This window comes from Flavobacterium sp. 11 (assembly GCF_002754315.1).
Lineage (GTDB): Bacteria > Bacteroidota > Bacteroidia > Flavobacteriales > Flavobacteriaceae > Flavobacterium > Flavobacterium algoritolerans.
In genome coordinates this window covers 3,302,336-3,326,040 of sequence record NZ_PEFE01000001.1, presented here as the reverse complement: position 1 = coordinate 3,326,040, position 23,705 = coordinate 3,302,336, and the positions used below count along the sequence as shown (strand labels likewise).

General features: G+C 34.5%; 22 protein-coding genes. 6 read left to right on the top strand and 16 right to left on the bottom strand.

The window, feature by feature from the left end:
* Nucleotides 1-134 precede the first annotated feature (134 nt).
* Nucleotides 135-758 (top strand): PASTA domain-containing protein, encoded by a 624-nt coding sequence (locus CLV00_RS14405; RefSeq protein WP_099715835.1) that lies wholly within the window; start codon nucleotides 135-137, stop codon nucleotides 756-758.
* Nucleotides 748-1,791, top strand: a complete 1,044-nt coding sequence (locus CLV00_RS14400) for an RluA family pseudouridine synthase (RefSeq protein ID WP_099715834.1) — start codon at nucleotides 748-750, stop codon at nucleotides 1,789-1,791. Before CLV00_RS14405 ends, CLV00_RS14400 begins: the two co-directional genes overlap by 11 nt.
* Nucleotides 1,792-1,924: 133 nt before the next feature.
* Here the strand turns inward: CLV00_RS14400 and CLV00_RS14395 are convergent, their stop codons facing one another.
* Complete coding sequence (locus tag CLV00_RS14395) at nucleotides 1,925-2,524, bottom strand: hypothetical protein (RefSeq protein ID WP_099715833.1); 600 nt, start codon at nucleotides 2,522-2,524, stop codon at nucleotides 1,925-1,927.
* 732 nt (nucleotides 2,525-3,256) lie between these two features.
* On the opposite strand from CLV00_RS14395, the gene CLV00_RS14385 reads away from it, so the two are divergent.
* Nucleotides 3,257-5,725: a zinc-dependent metalloprotease gene (locus tag CLV00_RS14385; protein WP_099715831.1), complete on the top strand. Its 2,469-nt coding sequence runs from the start codon at nucleotides 3,257-3,259 to the stop codon at nucleotides 5,723-5,725.
* A gap of 89 nt (nucleotides 5,726-5,814) precedes the next feature.
* Here CLV00_RS14385 and CLV00_RS14380 read toward each other — a convergent pair whose 3' ends face one another.
* Both CLV00_RS14380 and CLV00_RS14375 read right to left on the bottom strand, forming a co-directional pair.
* Entirely contained in the window at nucleotides 5,815-6,603 is a 789-nt protein-coding gene (locus tag CLV00_RS14380) for a transglutaminase domain-containing protein (protein WP_099715830.1), read from the bottom strand.
* A 195-nt stretch (nucleotides 6,604-6,798) separates the two neighbouring features.
* The gene (locus tag CLV00_RS14375; protein ID WP_099715829.1) at nucleotides 6,799-8,217 is read right to left on the bottom strand and encodes an adenosine deaminase; all 1,419 of its coding nucleotides are present in this window, start codon (nucleotides 8,215-8,217) and stop codon (nucleotides 6,799-6,801) included.
* Between the two features lie 394 nt (nucleotides 8,218-8,611).
* Here CLV00_RS14375 and CLV00_RS14370 point away from each other — a divergent pair, with 394 nt between their 5' ends.
* Nucleotides 8,612-10,144 carry a SulP family inorganic anion transporter gene (locus CLV00_RS14370; RefSeq protein WP_099715828.1) on the top strand — a complete coding sequence of 511 codons (1,533 nt, stop codon included), beginning with the start codon at nucleotides 8,612-8,614 and terminating at the stop codon, nucleotides 10,142-10,144.
* A gap of 16 nt (nucleotides 10,145-10,160) precedes the next feature.
* Here the strand turns inward: CLV00_RS14370 and CLV00_RS14365 are convergent, their stop codons facing one another.
* The 4 genes from CLV00_RS14365 to CLV00_RS14350 all read right to left on the bottom strand — a co-directional run bounded on the left by CLV00_RS14365 (nucleotide 10,161) and on the right by CLV00_RS14350 (nucleotide 13,216).
* Complete coding sequence (locus CLV00_RS14365) at nucleotides 10,161-10,550, bottom strand: iron chaperone (RefSeq protein WP_099715827.1); 390 nt, start codon at nucleotides 10,548-10,550, stop codon at nucleotides 10,161-10,163.
* A gap of 63 nt (nucleotides 10,551-10,613) precedes the next feature.
* Nucleotides 10,614-11,387 carry a sulfite exporter TauE/SafE family protein gene (locus CLV00_RS14360; RefSeq protein ID WP_099715826.1) on the bottom strand — a complete coding sequence of 258 codons (774 nt, stop codon included), beginning with the start codon at nucleotides 11,385-11,387 and terminating at the stop codon, nucleotides 10,614-10,616.
* Nucleotides 11,388-11,414: 27 nt separating this feature from the next.
* Nucleotides 11,415-12,695 carry an MFS transporter gene (locus CLV00_RS14355; RefSeq protein ID WP_233206911.1) on the bottom strand — a complete coding sequence of 427 codons (1,281 nt, stop codon included), beginning with the start codon at nucleotides 12,693-12,695 and terminating at the stop codon, nucleotides 11,415-11,417.
* Nucleotides 12,695-13,216, bottom strand: coding sequence for a GNAT family N-acetyltransferase (locus CLV00_RS14350; RefSeq protein WP_099715824.1), 522 nt, complete (start codon nucleotides 13,214-13,216; stop codon nucleotides 12,695-12,697). Before CLV00_RS14350 ends, CLV00_RS14355 begins: the two co-directional genes overlap by 1 nt.
* Nucleotides 13,217-13,387: 171 nt before the next feature.
* Here CLV00_RS14350 and yaaA point away from each other — a divergent pair, with 171 nt between their 5' ends.
* On the top strand, nucleotides 13,388-14,146 hold the full coding sequence (gene yaaA, locus CLV00_RS14345; protein ID WP_099715823.1) for a peroxide stress protein YaaA: 759 nt from the start codon (nucleotides 13,388-13,390) through the stop codon (nucleotides 14,144-14,146).
* Nucleotides 14,147-14,213: 67 nt separating this feature from the next.
* Here the strand turns inward: yaaA and CLV00_RS14340 are convergent, their stop codons facing one another.
* From CLV00_RS14340 to CLV00_RS14325, 4 genes are all read right to left on the bottom strand, one after another.
* Nucleotides 14,214-15,797, bottom strand: a complete 1,584-nt coding sequence (locus CLV00_RS14340) for a DHA2 family efflux MFS transporter permease subunit (protein WP_099715822.1) — start codon at nucleotides 15,795-15,797, stop codon at nucleotides 14,214-14,216.
* Between the two features lie 79 nt (nucleotides 15,798-15,876).
* A complete protein-coding gene (locus tag CLV00_RS14335; protein WP_099715821.1) occupies nucleotides 15,877-16,956 on the bottom strand; it encodes an HlyD family secretion protein in 1,080 nt (359 codons plus the stop codon).
* 11 nt (nucleotides 16,957-16,967) lie between these two features.
* On the bottom strand, nucleotides 16,968-18,299 hold the full coding sequence (locus CLV00_RS14330) for a TolC family protein (protein WP_099715820.1): 1,332 nt from the start codon (nucleotides 18,297-18,299) through the stop codon (nucleotides 16,968-16,970).
* Nucleotides 18,289-18,915, bottom strand: coding sequence for a TetR/AcrR family transcriptional regulator (locus tag CLV00_RS14325; protein ID WP_369800954.1), 627 nt, complete (start codon nucleotides 18,913-18,915; stop codon nucleotides 18,289-18,291). Before CLV00_RS14325 ends, CLV00_RS14330 begins: the two co-directional genes overlap by 11 nt.
* 212 nt (nucleotides 18,916-19,127) lie before the next feature.
* Here CLV00_RS14325 and CLV00_RS14320 point away from each other — a divergent pair, with 212 nt between their 5' ends.
* Nucleotides 19,128-19,685, top strand: a complete 558-nt coding sequence (locus CLV00_RS14320; RefSeq protein WP_099715818.1) for a DUF4494 domain-containing protein — start codon at nucleotides 19,128-19,130, stop codon at nucleotides 19,683-19,685.
* A 119-nt stretch (nucleotides 19,686-19,804) separates the two neighbouring features.
* Here the strand turns inward: CLV00_RS14320 and CLV00_RS14315 are convergent, their stop codons facing one another.
* The 5 genes from CLV00_RS14315 to CLV00_RS14295 form a co-directional block, all read right to left on the bottom strand.
* Nucleotides 19,805-20,320 carry a GNAT family N-acetyltransferase gene (locus tag CLV00_RS14315; protein WP_099716365.1) on the bottom strand — a complete coding sequence of 172 codons (516 nt, stop codon included), beginning with the start codon at nucleotides 20,318-20,320 and terminating at the stop codon, nucleotides 19,805-19,807.
* Between the two features lie 355 nt (nucleotides 20,321-20,675).
* Entirely contained in the window at nucleotides 20,676-21,275 is a 600-nt protein-coding gene (locus CLV00_RS14310; RefSeq protein WP_099715817.1) for a transposase, read from the bottom strand.
* Between the two features lie 214 nt (nucleotides 21,276-21,489).
* Nucleotides 21,490-22,458, bottom strand: a complete 969-nt coding sequence (locus tag CLV00_RS14305; protein WP_099715816.1) for an alpha/beta fold hydrolase — start codon at nucleotides 22,456-22,458, stop codon at nucleotides 21,490-21,492.
* A gap of 11 nt (nucleotides 22,459-22,469) precedes the next feature.
* A complete protein-coding gene (locus tag CLV00_RS14300) occupies nucleotides 22,470-22,880 on the bottom strand; it encodes a nuclear transport factor 2 family protein (RefSeq protein WP_099715815.1) in 411 nt (136 codons plus the stop codon).
* A 40-nt stretch (nucleotides 22,881-22,920) separates the two neighbouring features.
* A complete protein-coding gene (locus tag CLV00_RS14295; protein WP_099715814.1) occupies nucleotides 22,921-23,484 on the bottom strand; it encodes a TetR/AcrR family transcriptional regulator in 564 nt (187 codons plus the stop codon).
* Nucleotides 23,485-23,705 lie beyond the last annotated feature (221 nt).

Below are 23,705 nucleotides of genomic sequence, written 5' to 3'. Positions count from 1 at the left end.
CCTTTTTATCAGCCTTTTTGGCGGATAAAAAGTTATAACGAATAGCGGGAAATAGCTTCAAAAAGCATTAAACAAAATTATCATTTTTTTTGAAACGAAATAGCTTTATCTTTGCCACATATAAAAATAAATTTATGAGTTTACGTAAGTATCTTACAAGCCGCGTCTTTTTAGTACAAGTATTAATTGCTCTTGCCATTATTGCCGCTTTGGGCTATTTGTTTATGCATTGGTTGACTTTTACAACAGATCATGGTCATGAAATTGCAGTTCCAAATTTGAGTAAATTGACTGAAGAGCAAGTAGAAGAAAAGCTGGATGAGTTGGATTTAGATTATGTGCTTTTGGATAGTGTGGATTATAGAAGTGATTTTCCGCAATTTAGCGTGGTTGAGCAAGATCCGACGCCAGGTACGAAGGTAAAAGTTGGTAGAAAAATATATATCAAAATAAATACTTCAGGATTTTCATCTGTGCGAATTCCTGATTTGATAGAAAAAACATATCGTGAAGCGGTGCCAACCTTGAAAGCGTTAGGTCTTGAGGAAGGAACGGTTACGTATGTTCCAAATCTTGGAAAAGATATGGTGTTGGAAATGCGTTTTAAAGGAAGAAACCTGAAAGTAGGGGACAGAGTCTTGAAATCATCCAAAATTGATTTGGTTTTAGGAGACGGAAAAATGAGTTATGAAGAAGAAGAAAGTGCTGCGGATACTCTGGTTGCACCAATAGAAGAAACACCAGTTGATGAACAATAATATAGATACAATAGATTTAGAAGACGAGTTATTTGAACATTTCAGGTTTGAAGTTCCTAAAGGCCAAACGCCTTTGCGAATTGATAAATACTTGATGAGCCTGATTCAAAATGCAACTCGCAATAAAATACAAACCGCTGCTACCGAAGGGAATATTTTTGTAAACGACGCTACGGTAAAGTCGAATTACAAGGTCAAAGCCAATGATGTGGTTCGGGTTATGTTATCTCATCCTCCTTTTGAAAATAGGGTAGATCCCGAAGATATTCCGTTAGATATTGTCTATGAAGATGCTACGCTTTTATTGATTAATAAACCGCCAGGATTGGTGGTGCATCCCGGTCACGGGAATTATACGGGAACATTAGTGAATGCGTTGGCTTTTCATTTTGAGAATTTACCCATGAACAGCAGTGAACGTCCCGGATTAGTGCATCGAATTGATAAAGACACTTCGGGTTTATTGGTAATTGCCAAAACCGAAGCGGCTATGACGCATCTTGCCAAGCAATTTGAAGCCAAAACTTCTGAAAGAGAGTATGTGGCTTTGGTTTGGGGAAATGTAGCCGAAGAGAAAGGGACCATTGAAGGAAACTTAGCAAGACACTTGAAAGATCGCATGCAAATGGCGGTTTTTGCTGATCCGGAAATAGGGAAACCTGCCGTGACGCATTATAAAGTTTTGGAGCGTTTTGGATACGTAACGTTGATTTCGTGCCAATTGGAAACTGGAAGAACGCACCAGATTCGTGCGCACTTGAAACACATAGGTCATCCGCTTTTTAATGACGAGCGTTATGGCGGTCATTTGATTTTGAAAGGAACTACATTTACGAAATACAAACAGTTTATTGACAACTGTTTCAAAGCTTTGCCAAGACAGGCTTTGCATGCCAAAACATTAGGTTTTGTGCATCCTACGACCAAAGAGATGATGCGTTTTGATACGGAACTTCCACAGGATTTTCAGGATTGTATTGAGAAATGGAGAGGCTATTCAAAATCCCATGGCACTGATCAAGAAGAAGAATAAAAATATGAAAAGCCCCGGATTGGGGCTTTTTTTGTGGGTTTATGTTTGTTTTGCTTATTGTTGTGGGCGTAAAGTCAGAGACATTTGCGTAGCGTATAGAAGGAAATACTTTGCGGATTAGGGCGAGATTTTTTTATTGAATTATTATTGTATTGACAATTTTTTTAAACAATTCTGTGTTATTGTCTTCTTCGGTATCCATTAATGTAACTTGATAAAATTGATCCTTTACTGGAATGGCATATACTATAATTTTGACTTTCGCACTTCCTCCTTTACCAGTTAGTGTGTAAATACAAGAGGCAGTTAAACATTTTTTACCATCGACTACGCTCTCATTAGGTTCACTTGTATATTTAAAATCAGGGAATACTTTTTTTATTCCAATTAAACTTTCTTCAATACTTTTTCTAAAATCTGCAAAATTTTTATGAGGATTACTTCTTAAGTTAACTTTAATAGTTGGTATAATTCCAACTGTTGTTTCGATTGGATATTTGAAAAAACTAACAACTTCAATTGTTCCTTTATTTTGCTCTAATAATTTAATGAGAACTTTATCATCTAATTTTACGTTGCTTTTTAAATTTTCAATAGTTTGCCCTTCTTTTGCTTTTATCCATTTGCTTGGTTGTTCAATACTAAATCCAATACTTTCATTTTTGAAAACATTCTGACTAAAACTAATATTTGTTACAAATACTAAAACCAAAAAATTTAATTTTTTCATCATTTTTATTATGTTATTTTTTTTAAAATATCGCCTAACGTTCTCTCGCTACAAGCAGTTTGGGATTAAATTAAGCCTATTACCAAAATACGTTATAGAAGCTGCCGTGTTGAGTATTTTCAGTAACTCCAAATAGCTAGCGTAAGTGTAATAAGAAAATACGAAAGCACCAATGCAAAAAAACATTTCCAGTCTTTAAAAACATCTACAGACGAATTATTACAAATCCGATTAACAATGGTTATAACAATCAAATTTAAAAATGTAAACACAAAAAAATATGCAGGAATCAACATTCCCATATAGATTTTGTAATTTGCCACGTATAAAAAGCTCAATATCCCTAACGGAATCGAAATGTAATTCACCCATTTTAGTATTTTGAGGAAGTTGTTCATGTTTTTCAATTTGTGGGGTTATAAAGCGGTTGCTGCTAAATTTTCATATGTCTGACACTGTTAGACATATACACCCAAAATTTGGTAACTATATCTGATAACCGTCAGTATTCATTTCTCAAATATAATCAAATTATTCTCACAAATATATTTGTTTCTTAAAACTAAATCCGTCCTGTAAAATCATTTCAGGGAAAACATTACTACTAATTCCAGTATGAAATGTACAACAAGAAATAGAACGGTTGTTAATTAAAAGTTAAACCAATGAATACTATTCAATTTACTGGCACTAAAATTTATTTTTGATATTGATTAACCATTAAAAAACCACTAAATGAAGAAACTTTTCATTTTAACCGCAATCGCTGCAGCGATGCTTGTGCCCACCACGCAATTTGCACAGTCCAAAAAGAAAAAAGATAAAAATGCCGCTGTCGTTCCTCCTCCGGAAAAGAAACCGGAAACCACTATCAAGGAATACAGCAAGGTAATTACTAAAGACGCCGTTTCTGACCAAGGATTGTTTACGGTACATAAAGTAGATAAAAAATATTTCTTCGAAATCCCTAATAAATACTTGGATAAAGACATGCTTTTGGTGAGCCGTTTATCTAAACTGCCTTCTAATTTAGGTGGCGGATATGTAAATGCTGGCTCCGAAACCAACGAGCAATTGATAGTTTGGCAGCGTTTTCAGGATAAAATCCTTATCAAGTTAAAATCATTCAGTGCGGTTGCCAATGACAGTTTGCCTATCAGCATTTCGGTGAAATCCAATAATTATGAGCCTACATTATTTGCTTTTGATATCGTGGCATTCAGCAAAGATTCTGCAAATACGGTAATTGATGTGACTAAATTTTATGGTACTGATGTGAGAGCCATCAGCGGTTTATCGGCAGAAATGAGAGAAACCTACAAAGTCAAAGGAATGGATGATTCCCGCAGTTTTATCAATACGATGAAAAGTTTCCCCATGAACATTGAAGTGATTCAGGATTTCACCTATAACGCTTCTAAACCACCCGTTCAGGAAGATTCAGAAACGATAAGCATCCAAATGAATCAGTCGATGATTTTATTGCCTGAAAAACCAATGCAACCTCGATTAGCTGATCCACGTGTGGGATGGTTTACGATGAATCAAATCGATTACGGAAGCAACGAATTGAAATCAGACAGCAAAACTTATATCCGTCGTTGGAAATTGGAGCCTAAAGATCCTGTCGCTTACGCAAAAGGCGAACTGGTAGAACCAATAAAACCTATTGTGTATTATTTAGATCCTGCTACGCCTGAAAAATTGCGCAAGTACATCAAACAAGGAATTGAAGATTGGCAAAAGCCTTTTGAAACTGCTGGTTTTAAAAATGCAATTATCGCCAAAGACGCACCAACGAAAGAACAAGATCCTGATTTTAGCCCGGAAGACATCCGTTATTCCGTAATTCGTTATGTGGCGAGTACGACTCGTAATGCCGTTGGGCCCAGCGTTTCTGATCCCAGAACGGGAGAAATTATCGAGAGTGATGTAATTTGGTACCACAACCATTTGCGTTCGTACAGAAATCGCTATTTGTTAGAAACTGGAGCTGCAAATCCTACAGCAAGAACATTAAATACAAGTGATGAAGAAATGGGTGAAATGATGCGTATGGTTATCGCTCACGAAGTAGGTCATGCTCTTGGTTTTCCTCATAATATGGGTGCAAGTTGCGCTTATGACACTGAAAATTATAGAAATGGTGATTTTACACAGAAAAACGGAATCGCAGCCAGTTTGATGGATTATGCCCGTTTTAATTACATCGCACAACCTGGAGATAAAAACGTTCGTTTTATACGCCAAATGGGACCTTACGATCATTATGCTACTAATTGGGGATACAGAGTTATTCCAAATGCGACTTCACCAGAAGTTGAAGTGCCTACATTAGACAAATGGATTATGGAAAAAGCTGGAAATCCTATTTACAAATTCGGGAAACAAAGCAGTAGTTTTGACCCGTCTTCACAAACGGAAGATATTGGGAATAATTCAATGAAAGCGGGTACTTACGGACTTAAAAACTTGCAATATGTAGCGGCACATTTACCAGAATGGACGAGTGATGTGACTAACAATTACGAGGATTTAGATGAGTTGTACAAAGAGATGATGGATGTATGGAGCAGGTATGTAGGGCATGTGGTGACCAATGTTGGAGGTGTTTATGAAGCTACTAAAAAGCCAAACCAAAAAGGAAGTATTTACGATATTGTACCAAAAGCAAAGCAACAAGAAGCAATGCAATGGTTGCAGGCCAATGCTTTTGCATCTCCAACATGGTTGGTAAATGTGAGCACATTGAAAAATATTGATTACTCCGGTTACACAGAGCGTTTTAGAAATTTACAAGCCAGACATTTGAATAGTGTAATGAGTTTTGAGCGCATTGGCCGATTGATGGATGCCGAAATAATGGGTACTGCTAATTATAAAGCGTTGGATTTATTGGGTGATATGCGAAGAGGAATTTGGAAAGAAGCCGGTTTAGGTTCGAATGTGACTATTTACAGAAGAAATTTACAGCGTGCTTATATAGAAAGAATGAGTTACCTGATGAAAGAAGAAATTAAATCAGGTCGTCCTTCTGACTATTATAATGTGGCGCAATCAGATGTGAGAGGATTGGTTAGAGGCGAATTGACAACTTTAAAAGCTACTTTATCAGTTGCTAAAACCAAAGCTGTAAATGCAGAAACGAAATACCATTATGAAGATGCGATTAAAAGAATCGACTTGATATTAAATCCAAAATAATACGATTTAGTATCCTATTATAATGAAGAATCCGCTTTCGAGCGGATTTTTTATTGCTATAACTTGAGATAAGTGATGCAATATATTTATTAATGGACAGGAAACTCAAAAAAATAACTTTTTCCAATAAGAAACAGCAAGCCATGAATGAAAGCTACTGGCATGAATTTTAGTGTATTTAGATAAGAATCATAGGTTTTATTGTGATAATTTGTAATCACAAAAGGAGAAGAATTAGATGTAAGATATAAATTGGTTATCCTTTTATTGTCCATCATATTTTTTTCGTTAAAACTGGAAAAGTAAATTTCTTGGTTTTCCTTTTTTAAATGGATAAGATCAAAAACAGAGAGCGGAACGGTTTTATTTGTGGAATAAAAAAGTATTGATTTAGAAACATCAATTAAAATCCATTTTTTTAATTCCTTGGAATAGATTTCATTAAAAGCATGTCCACCTTTAATACATGGGTCGTCTGACGCTATTTTTAATCCCCATTCTTTTACTTTTAAATCGTTTATGACACAGAAGTTATTATAGACTTGAGAAAAATCACTGCAAACGCCACCTTCGCCATTTATCATTTTTCTTAAGGTTGAATCGGAGGATTTACCTAATCCGGGACCACCTTTTATATAGTTTCTCAACCAAACGGCTATTTGTTTTGCTTTATCAAGATCGCTTATTGCAGTTTCATTCTTCCCAAAAATTAACGGATTTAGTTCAAAATAAATTTCGGGAATTTCAGTAGTCTTGTTTAAGTTATTGTAACAAAAACTTTCAATCCTATCAAAAGTGACTTTTTTAGAAAGTAAACTAAACCGTATTTTGTACAATAAGGGATGTCTTCGGAAATACCAGATTAAAGATCTACTCATTTTTCAATAATTTATCATGTTAGTAAACAATTAAAATAAAGAAATGCCATTTACAAACATTTTGCATTTAATAGTTTGTAAATCAAGTAGGTAGTGTCAAATATAAGAAAAAAATAATTCAAAAGCATAAAAAAAGCCCCAATATGGGACTTTTTTTTAGAAAGAAAAAATTTCAATCAGTTCATTGTAAATGACTTATTTCATTGGAAAATTAGCTTCGAAAGCCTTAAATCGGATGTCTAAATCTTTAAGCAATTGCTTTTTTACGGAAGTCTCTTTTATAAAACTGTAATTAATACTGTTGTAAACAAATTGCTTGATATCCGTATACGAAACGTCTTTGTATCTTTTGGCTAACAAAACATATTGCTCAGTCATATTGGTACGCAAAATCCCCGCATCATCTGTGCTGATTACGATGGGAACGCCAAATTCTTTATACAAGGTCAACGGGTGACGGCTTTCTTTCACTTTCAAAATGAACTCGTTACTCACTAAGTTGATTTCGATAGGAATGCTTTTCTTCGCCATGTAGCGCAATAAATTATAGGAATCTTTCTCGTACGCCATAGCTACTCCGTGACCAATACGGTTAGCTCCTGCGGTATAAACGGCTGCGCCAATGTGCCACGTCAGCTCTTCCGGTTGCACCAATCCAAGAGTCAGCTCGCCAGCATGCATCGTGTATTTCACATTTGGATAACGGGAATGACAGTATTTAAACATCATCATGTGCAACCAATAATCTTTCATCGAGGTTTCACCATCTTCCGGAGAAACAATGTTAACTCCCGCCATCAGCGGACTTTCATCGGCCGAAATGAATGCGATTACCAGATTTTTAAATAAATCTACTGGTTCCATGAATCGCAATACAAAATTTTGATACCGCATCGTAAATTGTTTATCATCAATTTTAAGGTCTTTGTGAAGCTTAGCTACAAAATTTGTGTTGAACGCTGTGGCATAGGACTCAGCATCTTTTTTCAGGAATGAATTGTATAACAAATCAAGCGACTTAGTAATGGCTTTTTCATCTTTTGCCAAAGCCAATTTTCGCAATCTGGAATTGAATTGTGTCAAATCATCGGTAATCATCGTAGTTGGAATCGTAGATAATTGCGTTTCAATATAACTTACATTTTCTGAAATTGCTCTGTTTTTTAGTTCCAATAAACCTTGTCCAAAATTCCCTTTGATGGCCGGTTCAAACTTCATAAAGGATTCAAAAAACAACTTATCGGATGGGTAATCCACATAATTATAGTCTTTTACAGACCATTTTTGCATGATTTTTTGTTTGTAAGCGTCTAATGTTCCGTTGCTTTTTAATGTCGAAAATTGTTCCCAGTTTCCGTTTGAAGGTCTTTCTTTTAGAACATCCATCGTTTCGGTATTGAGATAAAAATCATCAGCAATAGCGTGTTGTAATAACGGCTCGGCATAAATAGAACCAGAATAATGGTGGTGTAAATCACCTCCTTTTGGCATTTGGGAAAAGAAAGCGGTTAGTTCCGCTTCGTTGTTTCTAATCTTTTCAAAATAGTCATTTGGAGCTTGAGAATAAGCACTACTCAATACTGTTATAAAAAGGAAAATATATATTAATTTCATGTTTTAAATTTTTATCGAAAGGGTGGTTTGCTAAATCTTTCAATTAATAAGTGAGTATTTTTTAACCAATGTATGAGTTTCAAAATCAATTTATTATAATTTATGCTACTTATTTAGGGTACAAAATCATAAATTTTAAGGAACATTTCAAGTAAAGGTAAATTTTTGCCAAATTTACGCAATTCCGATTTCTATTTTACACATCGAATAAAAAGTTTTATTTTTGCCACTCTCTGAAAAAGGAGTTTGATTTTTTTTCTTAGTCATACTACTTGGATTTAATCCTATTGCACCAATTTATTGATACAGTTTTGTATTATTTTTATTGACTTCTATCGGGATTTTTATTTTAGAAATTCCAATACCACTATTGATTTACCCACTTATCTAAAGCATGAAAAAATATTTTAAATTATTTGATTTTAAGCAAGTTGTTGATTATAAAACAGAAATCTTAGCAGGATTAACTGTCGCCATGACTATGATTCCAGAGTCGCTTTCTTTTGCGATATTGGCTGGATTTCCGCCATTAGTAGGTTTATATGCCGCTTTTATAATGGGGCTGGTTACCGCAATATTGGGAGGTAGACCCGGAATGGTTTCTGGAGGAGCAGGAGCAACCGTGATTGTTTTAATCGCTTTAATGAAATCAAATGGGTTAGAATATGTTTTTGCAGCAGTTGCTTTAGCGGGGATTTTACAAATTTTAGTGGGCGTTTTTAAACTCGGAAAATTCATCCGTTTAGTGCCGCAACCCGTAATGTTTGGATTTGTGAATGGATTAGCGGTTGTTATTTTTATGTCACAATTGGAACAATTCAAAACCATTGTCAACGGAAAAAGCGAGTGGCTTTCTGGAAGTCCCATGTTGATTATGCTGGGTTTAGTTGCGTTGACAATAGGGATTGTATTTTTTTTTCCAAAAGTTACCAAAGCAGTTCCAGCGTCATTAGTGGCAATTATTGTGGTTTTTGCATTGGTTTTTTTCTTTGGAATCGAGACCAAAACCGTACGTGATATTGCTTCAGTAAGTGGTGGTTTTCCGCCATTTCATATTCCGAATATTCCAATAAATTTTGAAACGCTGCAAATTATATTTCCGTACGCTTTAATCATGGCTTCCGTTGGATTAACGGAAGGCTTATTGACATTGAATCTTGTGGACGAAATTACGGAGACAAAAGGAAACGGAAATCGAGAATGCATTGCACAAGGAAGTGCGAATATTTTGAATGGTTTTTTCTTCGGGATGGGCGGTTGTCCTATGATTGCTCAAACTTTAGTGAATCTTTCGGCTGGTTCCAGAGCGCGATTGTCGGGAATTATTGCTGCGTTGACGATATTAGGAATTATTTTATTTGGTGCTCCAATAATTGAGCAATTACCTATGGCGGCTTTGGTTGGCGTGATGATCATGGTGGCAATTGGAACATTTGAATGGGCGAGTTTTAGAATCATCAATAAAATGCCAAAGCACGATATTTTTGTTGGAGTATTGGTTGCATTGATAACTGTTGTATTGCATAATTTGGCTTTAGCCGTTTTAATTGGAGTAATTATTTCTGCTTTGGTTTTTGCTTGGGAAAGTGCCAAAAGAATTCGGGCTAAGAAATATATGGATGAAAAAGGAGTGAAGCATTATGAAATATATGGTCCTTTATTTTTTGGATCGACAACTGCTTTTTTAGAAAAATTTGATGTTGCAAATGACCCAAATGAAGTTATTATTGATTTTAAAGAAAGTAAAATTACCGATATGAGTGCGATTGATGCCGTGAATAAAATTACGGAACGGTATGCCAAGCTCAATAAAACAGTTCATTTACGATATTTAAGTGCTGATTGCAGAACGTTATTGAAAAATGCTGATACCGTAATTGAAGTAAATATTCTAGAAGATCCTACTTATAAAATTGTTGCCGATTAGTCTTTAAGATTTGTTGTTATTCCTTTATTTTTTTAGACTTGTTTAAATTATCATTCATTCTCGCTTGAATGATTTTTTTTAAAAGTGCTTCAGGAATTGGTTTTTCAGTAGTAAAACGGATGGTACCGCTGGCTAAACTGAAATCTTTTAATTCATCTTTAAATTGTTCAACAGTGGTTGCATTCCAAGGATAAAAACTACAATGATTTTTGAATGCCGCAAAGCTACATAACATGCCATGAAATTTATAAGCAGGCATTTTATAACTAATGAATTCTTCCGCTTCTGGCGCTGTTGTTTTAATGATTTTTCGTAAGTTTTCTAAAGTAACTCTTTGTTCTTCGGGTAAGTTAATTAAATAGTTGTCAACAGCATTACCTTTATTATTGTCAGTGAAATTAGTCATAGCTATTTTATTTTCATTCTTAAATTAGTAAACGGATTGATTGGCAAAAATCATTTTTTAGGATTAGATAATTCCCATAATCAACAAAACGGCAAATAGGATAAGCATGAAAGTCACTATATTCTGAATGGTTGTTAGCGTAACTTTTTTTAGTAATTTATTGCCAAAATATGCTCCAATAAATGCCGAAAGTGTTGCTAGAATCAGTAAAGTGTAATCAAATTGAGTTTGATTGTTCAGTATTTGTTTGGAATAAACGGTTAGTCTGGAAATGTCCACTAAACAAGCGATTACTACGCCGGTTGCAATGAAGGATTGTTTGGATAAATTGGCTCTTATTAAAAAAGCAGCTCTCAAAGCACCTTGATTCCCGGAAAGACCACCAAAAAAACCACTCAAAATTCCTCCTATAGGAAGGTATTTCTTGTCAAACTGTAAGTTGGTCAAACTAGGAACGACTTCAAATAGAGAGAAAAACAGCAGCACAATTCCAATAATCAGTTTGATTGGCATAATTTCAAAAGTGTGATTTCCTATTTGATAATCCGTTAGCGGTTGCATATCTGTCAATAAGGAAAGCACATAAGCGCCAAGAATTGCAAAAATAATTGCAGGAATACCAAAGCGTAAAACAACATTTAGATTAGCACTTTTACCCAATAAAAACAATTTAAAAAGATTGTTTAGAAAATGTACTATTGCAGTAAGTAAAATAGCCATTTCGATAGGAAAAAATAGTCCAAAGACTGGAACAAGTAGCGTTCCAAGACCAAATCCGGAAAATAATGTCAAACCGGAACCTATTAATGCAGCAAGACAAATGATGATATATTCCATTTCATTTTAGATTTAAAAATAAGAAAGCTACACGAAAGGTTGGGTTTCGTTTTCGGAATAATTTAAATCCGTATGGAAGGTTTCTTTTAGTTTCCAAAGTGCCAAAATTGAAATTACCGATAATAGTGTTCCAACAATCATTGCCGATTTTAAGATGTCGCCTTCAAAAACAGTGTCTCTGAAAAAGCCATAAATAATAATAATCAGTGGCAACGAACCCCGAACAAAATTTGGAACCGTTGTAGTTACTGTTGCACGAATATTTGTTCCAAACTGCTCTGCTGCAATAGTGACAAACAAGACCCAATATCCTACGGAGAAGCCCATTATAAAACAAAGGAGATAAAAAGTGGATACTGAAATTCCAAAAGCATTTAGGAAAATAAAAACCATAATCAGATTAAAAGTCAGAAACAAGTACATTACTTTTTTTCGACTTTTCAGCCACTGACTTAATAATCCGCTGGCAATGTCTCCAAAAACCAATCCGCCGTAACACCAAGCGATTGCTTTTCCTGCGGCAATCGTTTCGAAGCCTTGAACGCCTAATGCTTTGGCAAATTCTGGGGAGAAAGTAATCAATACGCCAACTAAAAACCACAACGGAATTCCGATAAGAATACATTGGATGTATTTTGAAAAACGTTTTTTATCGGTAAATAATGAAAGGAAGTCGCCTTTTTTCTCGTCGCTTTCCTGTACTTTTTTGAACATACCCGATTCAGAAATACTAATTCGTAAGAATAATAAAAGAAGACCTAAAACGCCACCAGCGTAATAACACAAACGCCAATCCTGAAAAATCTGATAGACTAAATAAGCTACCACCGCACCCGAAACACCTACAGATGCTACAATCATAGTTCCGTAACCTCGTTTTTCTTTGGGCAAAGATTCTGTTACCAAAGTAATTCCGGCGCCTAATTCTCCTGCAAGACCAATTCCCGCTATCAATCTCCAGAACGCATATCCATCAACGGTGGTCACCATTCCGTTAGCAATATTGGCCACCGAATAAATTAAGATAGAACCAAATAAAACTGAAATTCGTCCTTTTTTATCACCTAAAATTCCCCAAAGAATACCGCCAAAAAGCATCCCGAACATTTGCATACTAATCAAAAATTCTCCCTGATTCCTGATGGCATCACCGGTTATTCCTAAATCTTTTAGACTGTCGGTACGAACGATTCCAAAAAGCAATAAGTCATAGATATCAACAAAATAACCCAGTGCGGCCACGATTACTGCAGCATTCAGGATTCGGACTGGCTTTTCAGTTTCAGGGGATAAAGTTGTACTCATCATTATTTGATTAAAAGTTGCATCAACAAGTCGGTTTGTTCGTCATTTCCTAATGTAAAAACGTGTTTGTCAAATACAACAAATCCATTTTTAGCATAAAATCGAAGTGCTCTGTGATTTTCTTCCCAGACACCCAGCCAAATATATTCAACGTTAGTACTTTGTGCAATATTTTTTACTTCGTCAAGCAACAGCTGACCAATGTTTTTTCCATGAAAAGTTTGCAAAACATAAATCCGTTGTACTTCTAAAGCATTTTTGTTAATGGTTTCAGTTTGAGCATCACCAAAGTTTATTTTTAAATATCCAACAGCTTCTGTATTCGAATACGCTACATAAAACTGAGAATTAGCATTGTTCAATTCAGCCGTTAATTGTTCCGTATTTAAGCTGTCTTTTATATAATTGGCAATATTTTCGGGTGTATTTACAGCAGCAAAAGTCTCTATAAAAGTTTGGATACTTATCTTTTGAATTGTTTCCAAATCGGATAATGTTGCTTTTTTAATTTCAATTGGGTTCATAGCTAAAGAAAGGTTGTTTGGTTTATTTACAACTCAAAAATAATTAAATTAGGGAACAATTTTCATTATCTATGGCACTATTAAACAAATCAATTTAAAGATTCTTGATTTCTTGATTTCAATTAGTACTTTTGAAAGAATTAATAAAAAGAGCTCGAAAGAGCATTGTGTATGAAAATTGTAATATCGCCAGCCAAGTCTTTAAATTTTGAAAAAGAGTTACCCACTCAATTGCACACCGAACCTTTATTTTTAAAAGAATCGCGACAAGTTCACAAAGTTTTAAAAGAAAAAAAGCCTACTGATTTATCGGATTTAATGAGTATTTCAGATAAACTGGCTGATTTGAACTGGAAGCGAAATCAAGATTGGAAAACACCTTTTACAACTTCAAATGCACGTCCGGCAGTGTATGCTTTTGATGGTGATGTCTACATTGGATTAGACGCGTATTCGATTCCTGAAAAAAAGATAGAAGCTTTACAAGATCGTTTGAAAATATTATCCGGTTTGTATGGCTTGCTAAAACCATTGGACTTGATTCAAGCATATCGACTGGAAATGGGAACCAAATTACCCATTGGCGAAAGCAAAAACTTATATGAGTTTTGGAAACCAATTGTTACTAAAGCATTAAATAAAGAGCTTGAAAAGGGCGAGTTATTTGTCAATTTGGCGAGTAATGAATATTTTTCGGCAATTGATGTTAAGGCGTTGAAAGTTCCTGTAATTACTCCGGAGTTCAAAGATTATAAAAATGGAAAACTTAAAATAATCAGTTTTTTTGCCAAAAAGGCGAGGGGTATGATGGTGCGTTATATTATTGATACCAACGCTCAAACGATAGATGATTTAAAAGGTTTCAATTACGATGGCTATCAATTTGACGCTAATTTATCGGAAGGAAATCATTTGGTTTTTACCCGCTAATATATTTTAACAAATAAAAAAAAACGCCGTTCTCATAATGATAACGGCGTTTTTTTATGTTTGGATTTTAATGCATTGCATCGGCAGGATTGATTTTGTTTTTCCCTTTTTTTATCAAAAGTATAAAAGGAATACAAAATAAAAATAACGCGCCTAAGTATAAAAAGATGTCCATATAAGAGAGTACAGAGCTTTGTACCATTACTTTGTATTCAATGGCTTTGTAGGCTTTTGCCAAAGCTTCATTCTCAGAATAGCCTTTGGACATGAATCCCATTTTCAGTTGTTGCACCGTTTTTTGTACTTCATAAGAAGTCACATTAAGATGCGAAATAAGATTTACACGGTGTTCCTGATTGAATCGGGCAATAAAAGTGGTGATAATGGCAATACCAAAAGAACCACCCAATTGTCGCATCATTCCCGTAAAAGCAGCTCCTTCACCAATACTTTTTCCTTTTAAAGTGGACAATGAAAGTGTAGAAATAGGAACAAATAACAATCCCAATCCAATTCCTCTTAATATCAACGGCCAATATAAATGTTCTTCTCCAGAATCTGGTGTGATAACTTGTTGCATCCAATACGTAAAAAAGAAAAACAACAAAAACCCAGCAGCTACCATATACGCTTGCGGTACACCACGCTGAATCATTTTACCAATGAATGGCATCATAATCCCGGTCGTAATGGAACTTGGAATTAACAACAAACCGGCATCCAAAGCACTCCAACCTAAAACGGATTGGGTGTAAATAGGAATGATAAAGGTAGAACCGTACAATCCGAAACCTAGAATAAAACACATAATGGTTCCTATTCTCAAGTTGGTATCTTTTAAAACCCTTAAGTTTACGATGGGATGTTTATAAGTGAGTTCTCTCCAAATAAAGAGCAATAAACCAAAAACTGAAATAACAGATAACAATACAATCGTACTATTATTGAACCAATCGTCTTGCTGACCGTGTTCCAAAACATATTGTAACGACCCAATAAAAGCCGTTAAGAGAAAGATTCCCCACCAATCGACCTGACTGGCTTTTAGTTTGTCACCATATTTAGGACTTTTTACAAAAGATAAAGTCAATAAAGTAGCTATAATTCCGATAGGAATGTTGATATAAAAGATATACGGCCATGAAAAATGATCTACAATATAACCTCCCAAAGGCGGTCCAAGAGTAGGTCCTACAATAACTCCCATTCCGTAAATAGCTTGCGCCATTCCTCTTTTGGCAACAGGATAACTTTCGGTAATTATGGTTTGCGCAGTTACTAATAAAGCGCCACCGCCTAATCCTTGAATGAATCTAAAAGCAACTAATTCCCAAATATTATTGGCATTACCACATAAAAAGGAAGCGACTGTGAAAATAATGATGGAAACCGCAAAATAATTCCGACGTCCAAATTGTTGTGACAACCAACTCGTCATAGGAATCACAATCACATTTGCAATAGCATAAGCTGTGATTACCCAGGCCACATCAGTAAGTGACGCACCAAGGCTGCCTCGCATATTGTTTAATGCCACATTTACGATTGTAGTATCTACAATTTCAAGCATAGCACAAAGAACGGCTGTAATCGTAATTATGACTCTTCTAAAGCCATATTCTACTAAATCATCTTCTCCTGTTTGTACCATTTTATACTAAAGTGTAAACTATCATTTTCTTAAAAATATTGCCATTTTTACCATTTTGGAAATCACCAAAAGGGTGAATTTATTTTAAATGTACATCTACATCCACGTTCATTCCCGGGCGAAGTAATTTTATTTTCTCAGGATCATTGGATGTGTTCAAACTTATTTTAACGGGCAATCTTTGGATTGTTTTCACAAAGTTTCCTGTAGCATTATCAGGAGGAAGTAATGAAAAACGAGAACCTGTAGCAGGTGAGAACGAAGTGATTGAACCCTGGAAATCGTAACCGGGATACGCATCCACTTTTACGGTAACTTTTTGACCAATTACCATTTTGTTCAATTGCGTTTCTTTGAAATTAGCAATTACCCAAGCTTCTTTGTTATTGATAATATAAAATAACGATTGTCCCGGTTGCACTAATTGTCCCGGTTGAATGTCAATTTTAGAAACCTGACCATCAATCGCAGCTGTTACAGCGGTGTAAGTCAAATTTAATTTTGCTGCATCAAGTAATGCTTTAGCTCTTTTGATATTGGCAGCAGCCACTTCCGTTTGTTTGTCTGAAACTTTAGATTTAGCTACAATTACTGATTTTTGAAAAGCACTCGCTCTTTGTTGTTGTTGTAAAACGCGTACTTGGCTTTCTGCTTCCAATTTTGCAGCCAGAGCTTGCTCGTATTGTTGTTTTGTAATCGAATGACTTTTGTATAAATTGTTATATCTGTTGTAATCACTCGTAATACGATCCAATCTGATTTTTGCCGATTCGATATTTCCACCCGCTGATTGCACATTAGCATCAGAAACTGAAATGTTAGCCAAAGCACTTCCAATATCCGCTTTAGAAACTTCAAAACTGCCTTCAGCGCCAACCATTGCAGCATTAGCTTCTTCAATTTTCAGTTGGTAATCTCTTTTATCGATAGTAAAAAGGGTATCGCCTTTCTTTACAAAATCATTGTCTTTGATGTACACTTTATCCACATATCCTGAAACTCTTGGAATAATAGGATTCATATTTTTTTCAATTTGCGCATCGTCTGTTTCTTCGTGCGCCAAGGAATGCATGTATTTATAAGTTCCGTAAGTTCCACCTAAAACTACCAAAGCCACTAGGATAATAATAAATTTTGTATTTGTTTTTTTCTTTTCCATGGTAGGTATGATTAGTTTTTTGAAATAGTAAAGGTTTGAGATAATTGTCCAGTTACCGACAGTAACTCGTAGTATTTTTGAATGGTATTTGCTTGCGCCAATGCTTTATTGATTTTTGAACTTAGTTGCTCTACATCAGCTTCCAGTAAATCATTCGTATCCGAAAGTCCGTTGTCATATTTGTCTTTTATGATTCGGTAATTTTCCGAAGATTGTTCTACTGCTTGTCCGTAAACTACATTTTGTTTCAAAGCCAAATCGTAATCTTCAATTGCTTTTTGAACCTGAACTTTAATATAATCCGTTAATATAGCTTCCGAATTTTGTACTTCAAGGAATTTATTTTCAGCCAGTTTTACCAATGTTCCATTTTTAAGAATGGCGCTTAAGTCATAGGAAATACCCACGCCAATATTCATCGCATTTTGTACGGTGATGACATTGCTTAAGTCTAATGTAGTATAACCGCCAATGATTGCAATTGCAGGATAATAGGAACCTTTAGCTATTTTGATATTGGCTTCGCTTGCTTTTCCCTGAAACCGAATTGCTTCTAAATCTTTACGATTTTCTAATGCCGGCAACTCATTTGTTGGGACATTCGTCATTTGGAAATCGGCAAAATCACTTTCACGAATCTCTAGTTTGGTATCTGGATTTAATTTTAAAAGCGTTACCAAATAAAAGTTGATAATTTTCAAATTATTATTCGTCTCGTCTAATGACAATTGAATTTTAGAGGCTTGTAATTGTGATTTTAAAAGGTCGTTTTTAGGAATAATTCCATTTTTTTCGAGCTCAATAAAATCAGTTACACGTTGTTGTGCACTTTTTTGATTTTCTTTCAGCAGTTCAATTGTTTTTTGCGCTTTGTACAAACCAGCATAATAATCAATTACGCGCAAAGCGATTTCTTCTTTGGTTTGTGATGCTGTTGCCATTTCAGCTTCATAAAGATTCTCATAAACCTTGATACTGTTTTGGATTTTAAAACCAGAAAATACAGGAACACTGGCGTTCAACTGTCCAATCATCAATTGATTTACTATAGGAAGCGGTTCTTGTGAACCGGAATTATTTTGATTTATTTTAAAATCTACCGATGCATTCGCCAATCTTTGGTATTGACCAGATAGTTTCAAATCAGGATATTGATTGTTTTTTGTGGATTGCAGCTCGTACTTTTTAGTTTTCACTTTTGTATTGGCCAGAGTAACTTCATTGCTCTTGGTCCAAGCCAAATTAATGGCTTCGTTCAATGTTAAACTTGTTTTTTCTTGTGCTGCTACGGATGAAATTCCAATAAAGAAAATCCCAAAGAGCATGAGTTGACTAACTTTCATAAATCAGAAGTGCTTTTATAGTTTGTTGAATGTGCTTTGTCAAATTGGTTTTGATGTAATTGTTGTATAAATCTTCGGTTTTCAAGTTTAATAAATTTTCGAAGAAAGGTTTATTCATGTGAAAATGAAAGAAAGTCCCAAGAATGGTAGGTGTGATAAGCGGAATAATAACGTCTTTTCTGAAAATGCCTTTTTTCTGGCCTTCCTCGATAATGGTTTCAAGGGATTTTAAATTTCCTTTTTTTAATTCAGAAAAAGCTTGGAGATTTTGTTCTCTCTTTTTGGAGGTAAATTCGAAGTGTAAAATTCTATATATTCCTCGGTTGCTATTGATTCTATTGATGTACAGTTCAATCAGCTTATTGATTTTTTCAATAGGTTCCAGATCTTCCTGCAATAAATTGTCTAATTGGTTTTTAAGATCTGAAGTTCTGTAAACTATAAGCGATTCCAGTAATCGCTCTTTGGAACCAAAGTAGTAGGAAACCATGGCAATGTTGATTTTTGCCACTTTTGCTATGTTTCGGATGGAAGTACCGTCAAATCCTTTCTCTGCAAAAAGTGTTTCTGCAACCTCAAGAATTTGAATTTGTTTGTCGTTAAAATTACTTTTCAATGGAATCTAATTTTTTCAAAAAACAAAACTAAACAAGTGTTTAATTTAAACAACTGTTTAGTTTTTATTTAACATTGTTTTAACATTTTATATAGGGCCAGAATAAAGTTTATAACAACACTAATCTTCTTCCGAAATTGTGAATATCTATTTTAGGAATGCTACTTTTTTTAACCTCTAAAATCTATCTTTGACATCCTTAAAAAAAAGAGATGAGCACAATTTGGTACGAATGCAAGGTAAAATATAGAAAAACGGATGAAACTGGCGGACAAAAGATTACGACAGAACCGTATTTGGTAGACGCGTTATCCTACACAGAAGCCGAAAGCAGAATCAATGAAGAAATGTCGGCGTATATCAGTGAAGAATTCAAAATCACGAATATAAAAGTGGCCAATTATGCAGAGATTCATCCTTTCGAAAATGCGGATCGTTGGTTTAGATCTAAAGTTTCATTATTGGCGTATGACGAAGAAAGCGGTAAAGAGCGCAAGACCAATATGTATTTATTAGTGCAGGCTAATGATGTAAAAGAGGCCTATGATAACACCACTAGTGTAATGAAAGGCACGATGGGCGATTATACCATTCCTGCTATTTCGGAATCACCTATTATGGATGTTTTTCCTTATTTCAGTGGGGAAGAAGGGGAACTGGAACAATTAGAACGATTCAATGCGCTTAAAGGTTCTAAACCGGAAGCAGCAGTAGAAATTGTGGATCACATGGAATTTGAAACGGTTCCAGAAGAAGAAGTTGCAGTTTAAGATAAGTTGTTATCAAAAAAAACACCGCAAATTCGCACAGTATAGAAACAGTTACCAACTATTTTTATCTGCGAATTTGCGGTTTTTTTTATTGTCACCTTAAGTTTTCAAAATTTCAATTAGTCCAGTTTCGCTAAGACTTTTTCGTATGCTTTTCTAGGACTTCCTCTAAAATATACTTCGCCACAGTACGTATAACCCGAACTTTCAAAAATTTTCATCATGGCGATATTGTCAAAATTGGTGTCTGCTTTTATGCTGTAAATGTTGTTGCTTACCGCAAATTCTTCTATGTATTTGAGAATCATTTTTGCCAAGCCTTTACCCAAGTACTTTTCAGAAATAGCAACGCGGTGCAGTACTACAAAATCACCATTCGTTAGCCACTCTCCTTCAATTTTCTCATAGGCAGGTTCGTCATTGATTAGTACCGCACTATAACCGATGATAGTTTCTCCATCAACCAAAACAAATCCTTCTCCTTTTTCAATATCTTTTTGTATGACTTCCGGATTTGGATAGCCGTCTTGCCATTGATTGCTCCCGTCTTCTTTTCTTCGTTGTATAGCTTGTTGTAAAATTTCCCATATTGGAGCTATTTCAGATAGTTCCGCTTTTCTAAAGTGATAATTCATTCTTGTAATTTGAGTTTTTTCGGTTAATGAGTATGTTTTAAAAGTACAAAACAAACTTTAAATTTTGCACAATCCACATTGTAGAATGTATTTATTTTTTAGAAGATTATTTTGTGAGCAGAAGTGTTTGTTGTGTATGCTGCGCAAATGTCTCTGACTTTGCGCAATTTTCAGCATCTGTTTAAATTAGTAGCGTCATAAAAGTCTCTGACTTTTGAATACTTTTTTTAAAAGAACATGTTGTAGAGCAGAAGTGTTTGTTATGTATGCTGCGCAAATGTCTCTGACTTTGCGTAATTTTCAGCATCTGTTTAAATTAGGTAGTGTCATAAAAGTCTCTGACTTTTGTACTATTTCATTGCTGATTGTATTTTACAAAAGCATTCGAATCTAAAACATTAATTATAGGATTATCTGCTTTTTCTATTTTTAATAATCCGGAATCATTTATGTAATTGCTTGCGCTGGAATAAATATAGTGTGAAGCCTTTTCAACTAAACCGGCTCTTACTGGATTCAGATGAATGTAATCTAATTTAGACCACATAAATTTATTTGTATAAATTTCTTCTGCATGATTACCGTATTGCCAAAATTGATAATTTTTGTTTCTTGTATGCTTTTCTGCTGCTAGTTTGAAGCGTTCTAGCATCCATTCTTTTCGGCTTTCTGGTACAGCTTGGATTTTATCCAAAATGTTTTTCGCAGTGAATTTTTTGAAATCTCTTATCAAATCTGATAATTTCCCGTCCTCCGATTGAATAATTAAATGAATGTGATTGCTCATAATAACATAACCATACATAATCATTCCTTTGTTTTTTATGCAGTAATCCAAAGATTCTATTATACTATCTCTGTAAGTTTGCCTGGTAAAAATATCGATCCAATCGACAACAGTTGCCGTAATATAATATGGTAAAGTTTGGTCCCGAATTATATAGCCTTCTTTCATTTTGACGTATTTTTACTATAAAAATAACGATTTTAATGACTTGTTTGTGTTTTTTTAATTTAAGACGATGAAAGTCAGAGACTTTATGGCGTTTTGTTTTAATGGCAAGTTCCTAAAATTGCGCAAAGTCAGAGACATTTGCGCAGCATTAACGAGAAATTTATTTTTCAGAAGAACACTTTGCGGAGCGGGGAACACTTTGCGGAGCTGGCAATTACCGCCCAACTTTCGTCATAAATATTCTAATTTTTTCTATTATTTCTTCTCCATTTTCTTCTAATGCAAAATGCCCAGTATCATAAATATTATAGTCGATTTCCTTTACATCTTTTTTGAAAGCAACTGCTCCGCTTTCAGGAAAAAACTCATCATTTTTCCCCCAAACTATTAATAAAGGTGGCTGATTATCTCTTAAATACTGCTGCCATTTTGGATAAAGTTTTAAGTTGTTTTGATAATCGTAAAATAAATCCATATTGACTTTATGTGCATTTGGTCTTGAAATTCTTAAATAATCTAAATGCCAAGTGTCGGGATTTATTGTTTCAACATTTCTTGTTCCGTGTGTGTATTGCCATTTCAAACCGTCTAATGAAAATGCTGGTAGTATTGCTTTTTCGGTTTCAGGATTTCGGTCTTTCCAAAGCGCTCTAATTCCAGCCCAAGCACCACCCAAACCTTCTAAATATGCGTTTCCGTTTTGATTTATTATTGCCGTAACCCTTTCTGGGTGAGCTGTCGCTATTCTGAAGCCAATAGGTGCTCCATAATCTTGTATCATTAATGCATAAGACTCAATTTTTTTCTTTTCTAGAAAGGCATCTATAGTTTTTGCAATATTATCAAAAGTGTATTCATATTCACTTGCCAATGGAAAATCGCTATTTCCAAAAGAGGGATAATCTGGTGCAATCAAATGAAAGTCATCAGATAACTGTGATAAAACTTTTCGGTATTGATGTGAAGATGAAGGAAAACCATGTAATAGCACTATTGTAGGATTTTTGGGATTTCCTGCCTCTCTGTAAGCAATATTAATTCCGTCAATTTCGATGGTTTTAAATAATGTGGGGTGTTTGTGTGTCATACTTTTTGATTTATCGATAGTTTTACTACTTGTTTTGCTTTTACATCCAAATAATGTGAATAGGATAATTAGTTGTAATAGGATAATTTTTTTCATATTCTAATTGTTTATAACCTTCTTTCTGTTTCTTTAATTTTTAAGTCATTTATGCTTGCGAACCTTTTTTTCATTAATCCATTTTCATCAAATTCCCAATTCTCGTTTCCGTAAGCTCTATACCATTGACCATTTTTATCTCGATATTCGTACTCAAATCGTACAGCAATACGGTTGTCGTTAAATGTCCAAAGTTGTTTTTTTAGTTTATAATCCAATTCATTTTTCCATTTGTTAGCAAGAAAATCTTGTACTTCTTTTCTTCCATTAATGAATTGATTTCGATTACGCCATTCTGTATCAAGTGTATATGCTTTTGAAATTTGAATTGGGTCTTTGCTGTTCCAAGCATCTTCTGCCTTTTGAATTTTTTGTATCGCTGTTTCTTTGTTAAAAGGAGGTAGTGGATGTAATTGTATCATAATTTACCGAACGTTTGTTAATTTATTAATTCAAATTTTTTTACTCTATTGAATATCGCTTTTCAATATTTTTTAAAGTATTTTTAAAAATACTTGTATCAGCTAACCCTTTTGTTACAATTAGACTGCCTTGCAATTCTATTAAGGTCTGAATAGCGTTTTGTTGAGATTGTGTGGAAGTTAATTTTAAGGCAATACCAAATGCATTAAAAGCGGTAATCCATTTATCCATACCAGATTTTACCTGTTGCTCAAATAGCGATAATCCGCTATGCATAGAAAAGGCTCTTAAAACACACGTTTCTTTTCCGCTATCATAAAGAATTTCAATATTTTTTAGAGAATCTTTTAATCTCAATTTTGTTGATTTATTTTCGTCCAAAAGAGGAAAGAAAATATTATCATCAACCCACTGATCTATATCTCTTAATACAGATTCTGCCATCTCTTGTTTTCCATTTGGAAATCGATGATAGAGGCTTGCTTTTTTTAATCCAGTTACTTTTGCTAAATCATTTAAACTCGTTCCTTCATAGCCTTTATCTCTAAAAACTTTGGTAAGTCCGGCTATCATATCTGTATCTAAAATTTTCTGTGGTCTCATAGTGCAAATATAAGTAAAATTTATTAATTACCTAACGTTCGTTAAAATATTTTTTCTTCTCGATTATACACGTTGTTTCTTTTGCTTGTTGCTAACGTTCTGGTACTACAGCGGGTTTTTTAATTTAAGTTGATGAAAGTCAGAGACTTTATGGCGTTTTGTTTTAATGGCAAGTTCTTAAAATTGCGCAAAGTCAGAGACATTTGCGCAGCATTAACGAG

Excerpts from the sequence above, each read along its gene's own strand:
- CLV00_RS14405 (WP_099715835.1), top strand. The coding sequence starts at position 135 with ATGAGTTTACGTAAGTATCTTACAAGCCGCGTCTTTTTAGTACAAGTA.
- CLV00_RS14400 (WP_099715834.1), top strand. The coding sequence starts at position 748 with ATGAACAATAATATAGATACAATAGATTTAGAAGACGAGTTATTTGAA.
- CLV00_RS14395 (WP_099715833.1), bottom strand. The coding sequence starts at position 2,524 with ATGATGAAAAAATTAAATTTTTTGGTTTTAGTATTTGTAACAAATATT.
- CLV00_RS14385 (WP_099715831.1), top strand. The coding sequence starts at position 3,257 with ATGAAGAAACTTTTCATTTTAACCGCAATCGCTGCAGCGATGCTTGTG.
- CLV00_RS14380 (WP_099715830.1), bottom strand. The coding sequence starts at position 6,603 with ATGAGTAGATCTTTAATCTGGTATTTCCGAAGACATCCCTTATTGTAC.
- CLV00_RS14375 (WP_099715829.1), bottom strand. The coding sequence starts at position 8,217 with ATGAAATTAATATATATTTTCCTTTTTATAACAGTATTGAGTAGTGCT.
- CLV00_RS14370 (WP_099715828.1), top strand. The coding sequence starts at position 8,612 with ATGAAAAAATATTTTAAATTATTTGATTTTAAGCAAGTTGTTGATTAT.
- CLV00_RS14365 (WP_099715827.1), bottom strand. The coding sequence starts at position 10,550 with ATGACTAATTTCACTGACAATAATAAAGGTAATGCTGTTGACAACTAT.
- CLV00_RS14360 (WP_099715826.1), bottom strand. The coding sequence starts at position 11,387 with ATGGAATATATCATCATTTGTCTTGCTGCATTAATAGGTTCCGGTTTG.
- CLV00_RS14355 (WP_233206911.1), bottom strand. The coding sequence starts at position 12,695 with ATGATGAGTACAACTTTATCCCCTGAAACTGAAAAGCCAGTCCGAATC.
- CLV00_RS14350 (WP_099715824.1), bottom strand. The coding sequence starts at position 13,216 with ATGAACCCAATTGAAATTAAAAAAGCAACATTATCCGATTTGGAAACA.
- yaaA (WP_099715823.1), top strand. The coding sequence starts at position 13,388 with ATGAAAATTGTAATATCGCCAGCCAAGTCTTTAAATTTTGAAAAAGAG.
- CLV00_RS14340 (WP_099715822.1), bottom strand. The coding sequence starts at position 15,797 with ATGGTACAAACAGGAGAAGATGATTTAGTAGAATATGGCTTTAGAAGA.
- CLV00_RS14335 (WP_099715821.1), bottom strand. The coding sequence starts at position 16,956 with ATGGAAAAGAAAAAAACAAATACAAAATTTATTATTATCCTAGTGGCT.
- CLV00_RS14330 (WP_099715820.1), bottom strand. The coding sequence starts at position 18,299 with ATGAAAGTTAGTCAACTCATGCTCTTTGGGATTTTCTTTATTGGAATT.
- CLV00_RS14320 (WP_099715818.1), top strand. The coding sequence starts at position 19,128 with ATGAGCACAATTTGGTACGAATGCAAGGTAAAATATAGAAAAACGGAT.
- CLV00_RS14315 (WP_099716365.1), bottom strand. The coding sequence starts at position 20,320 with ATGAATTATCACTTTAGAAAAGCGGAACTATCTGAAATAGCTCCAATA.
- CLV00_RS14310 (WP_099715817.1), bottom strand. The coding sequence starts at position 21,275 with ATGAAAGAAGGCTATATAATTCGGGACCAAACTTTACCATATTATATT.
- CLV00_RS14305 (WP_099715816.1), bottom strand. The coding sequence starts at position 22,458 with ATGAAAAAAATTATCCTATTACAACTAATTATCCTATTCACATTATTT.
- CLV00_RS14300 (WP_099715815.1), bottom strand. The coding sequence starts at position 22,880 with ATGATACAATTACATCCACTACCTCCTTTTAACAAAGAAACAGCGATA.
- CLV00_RS14295 (WP_099715814.1), bottom strand. The coding sequence starts at position 23,484 with ATGAGACCACAGAAAATTTTAGATACAGATATGATAGCCGGACTTACC.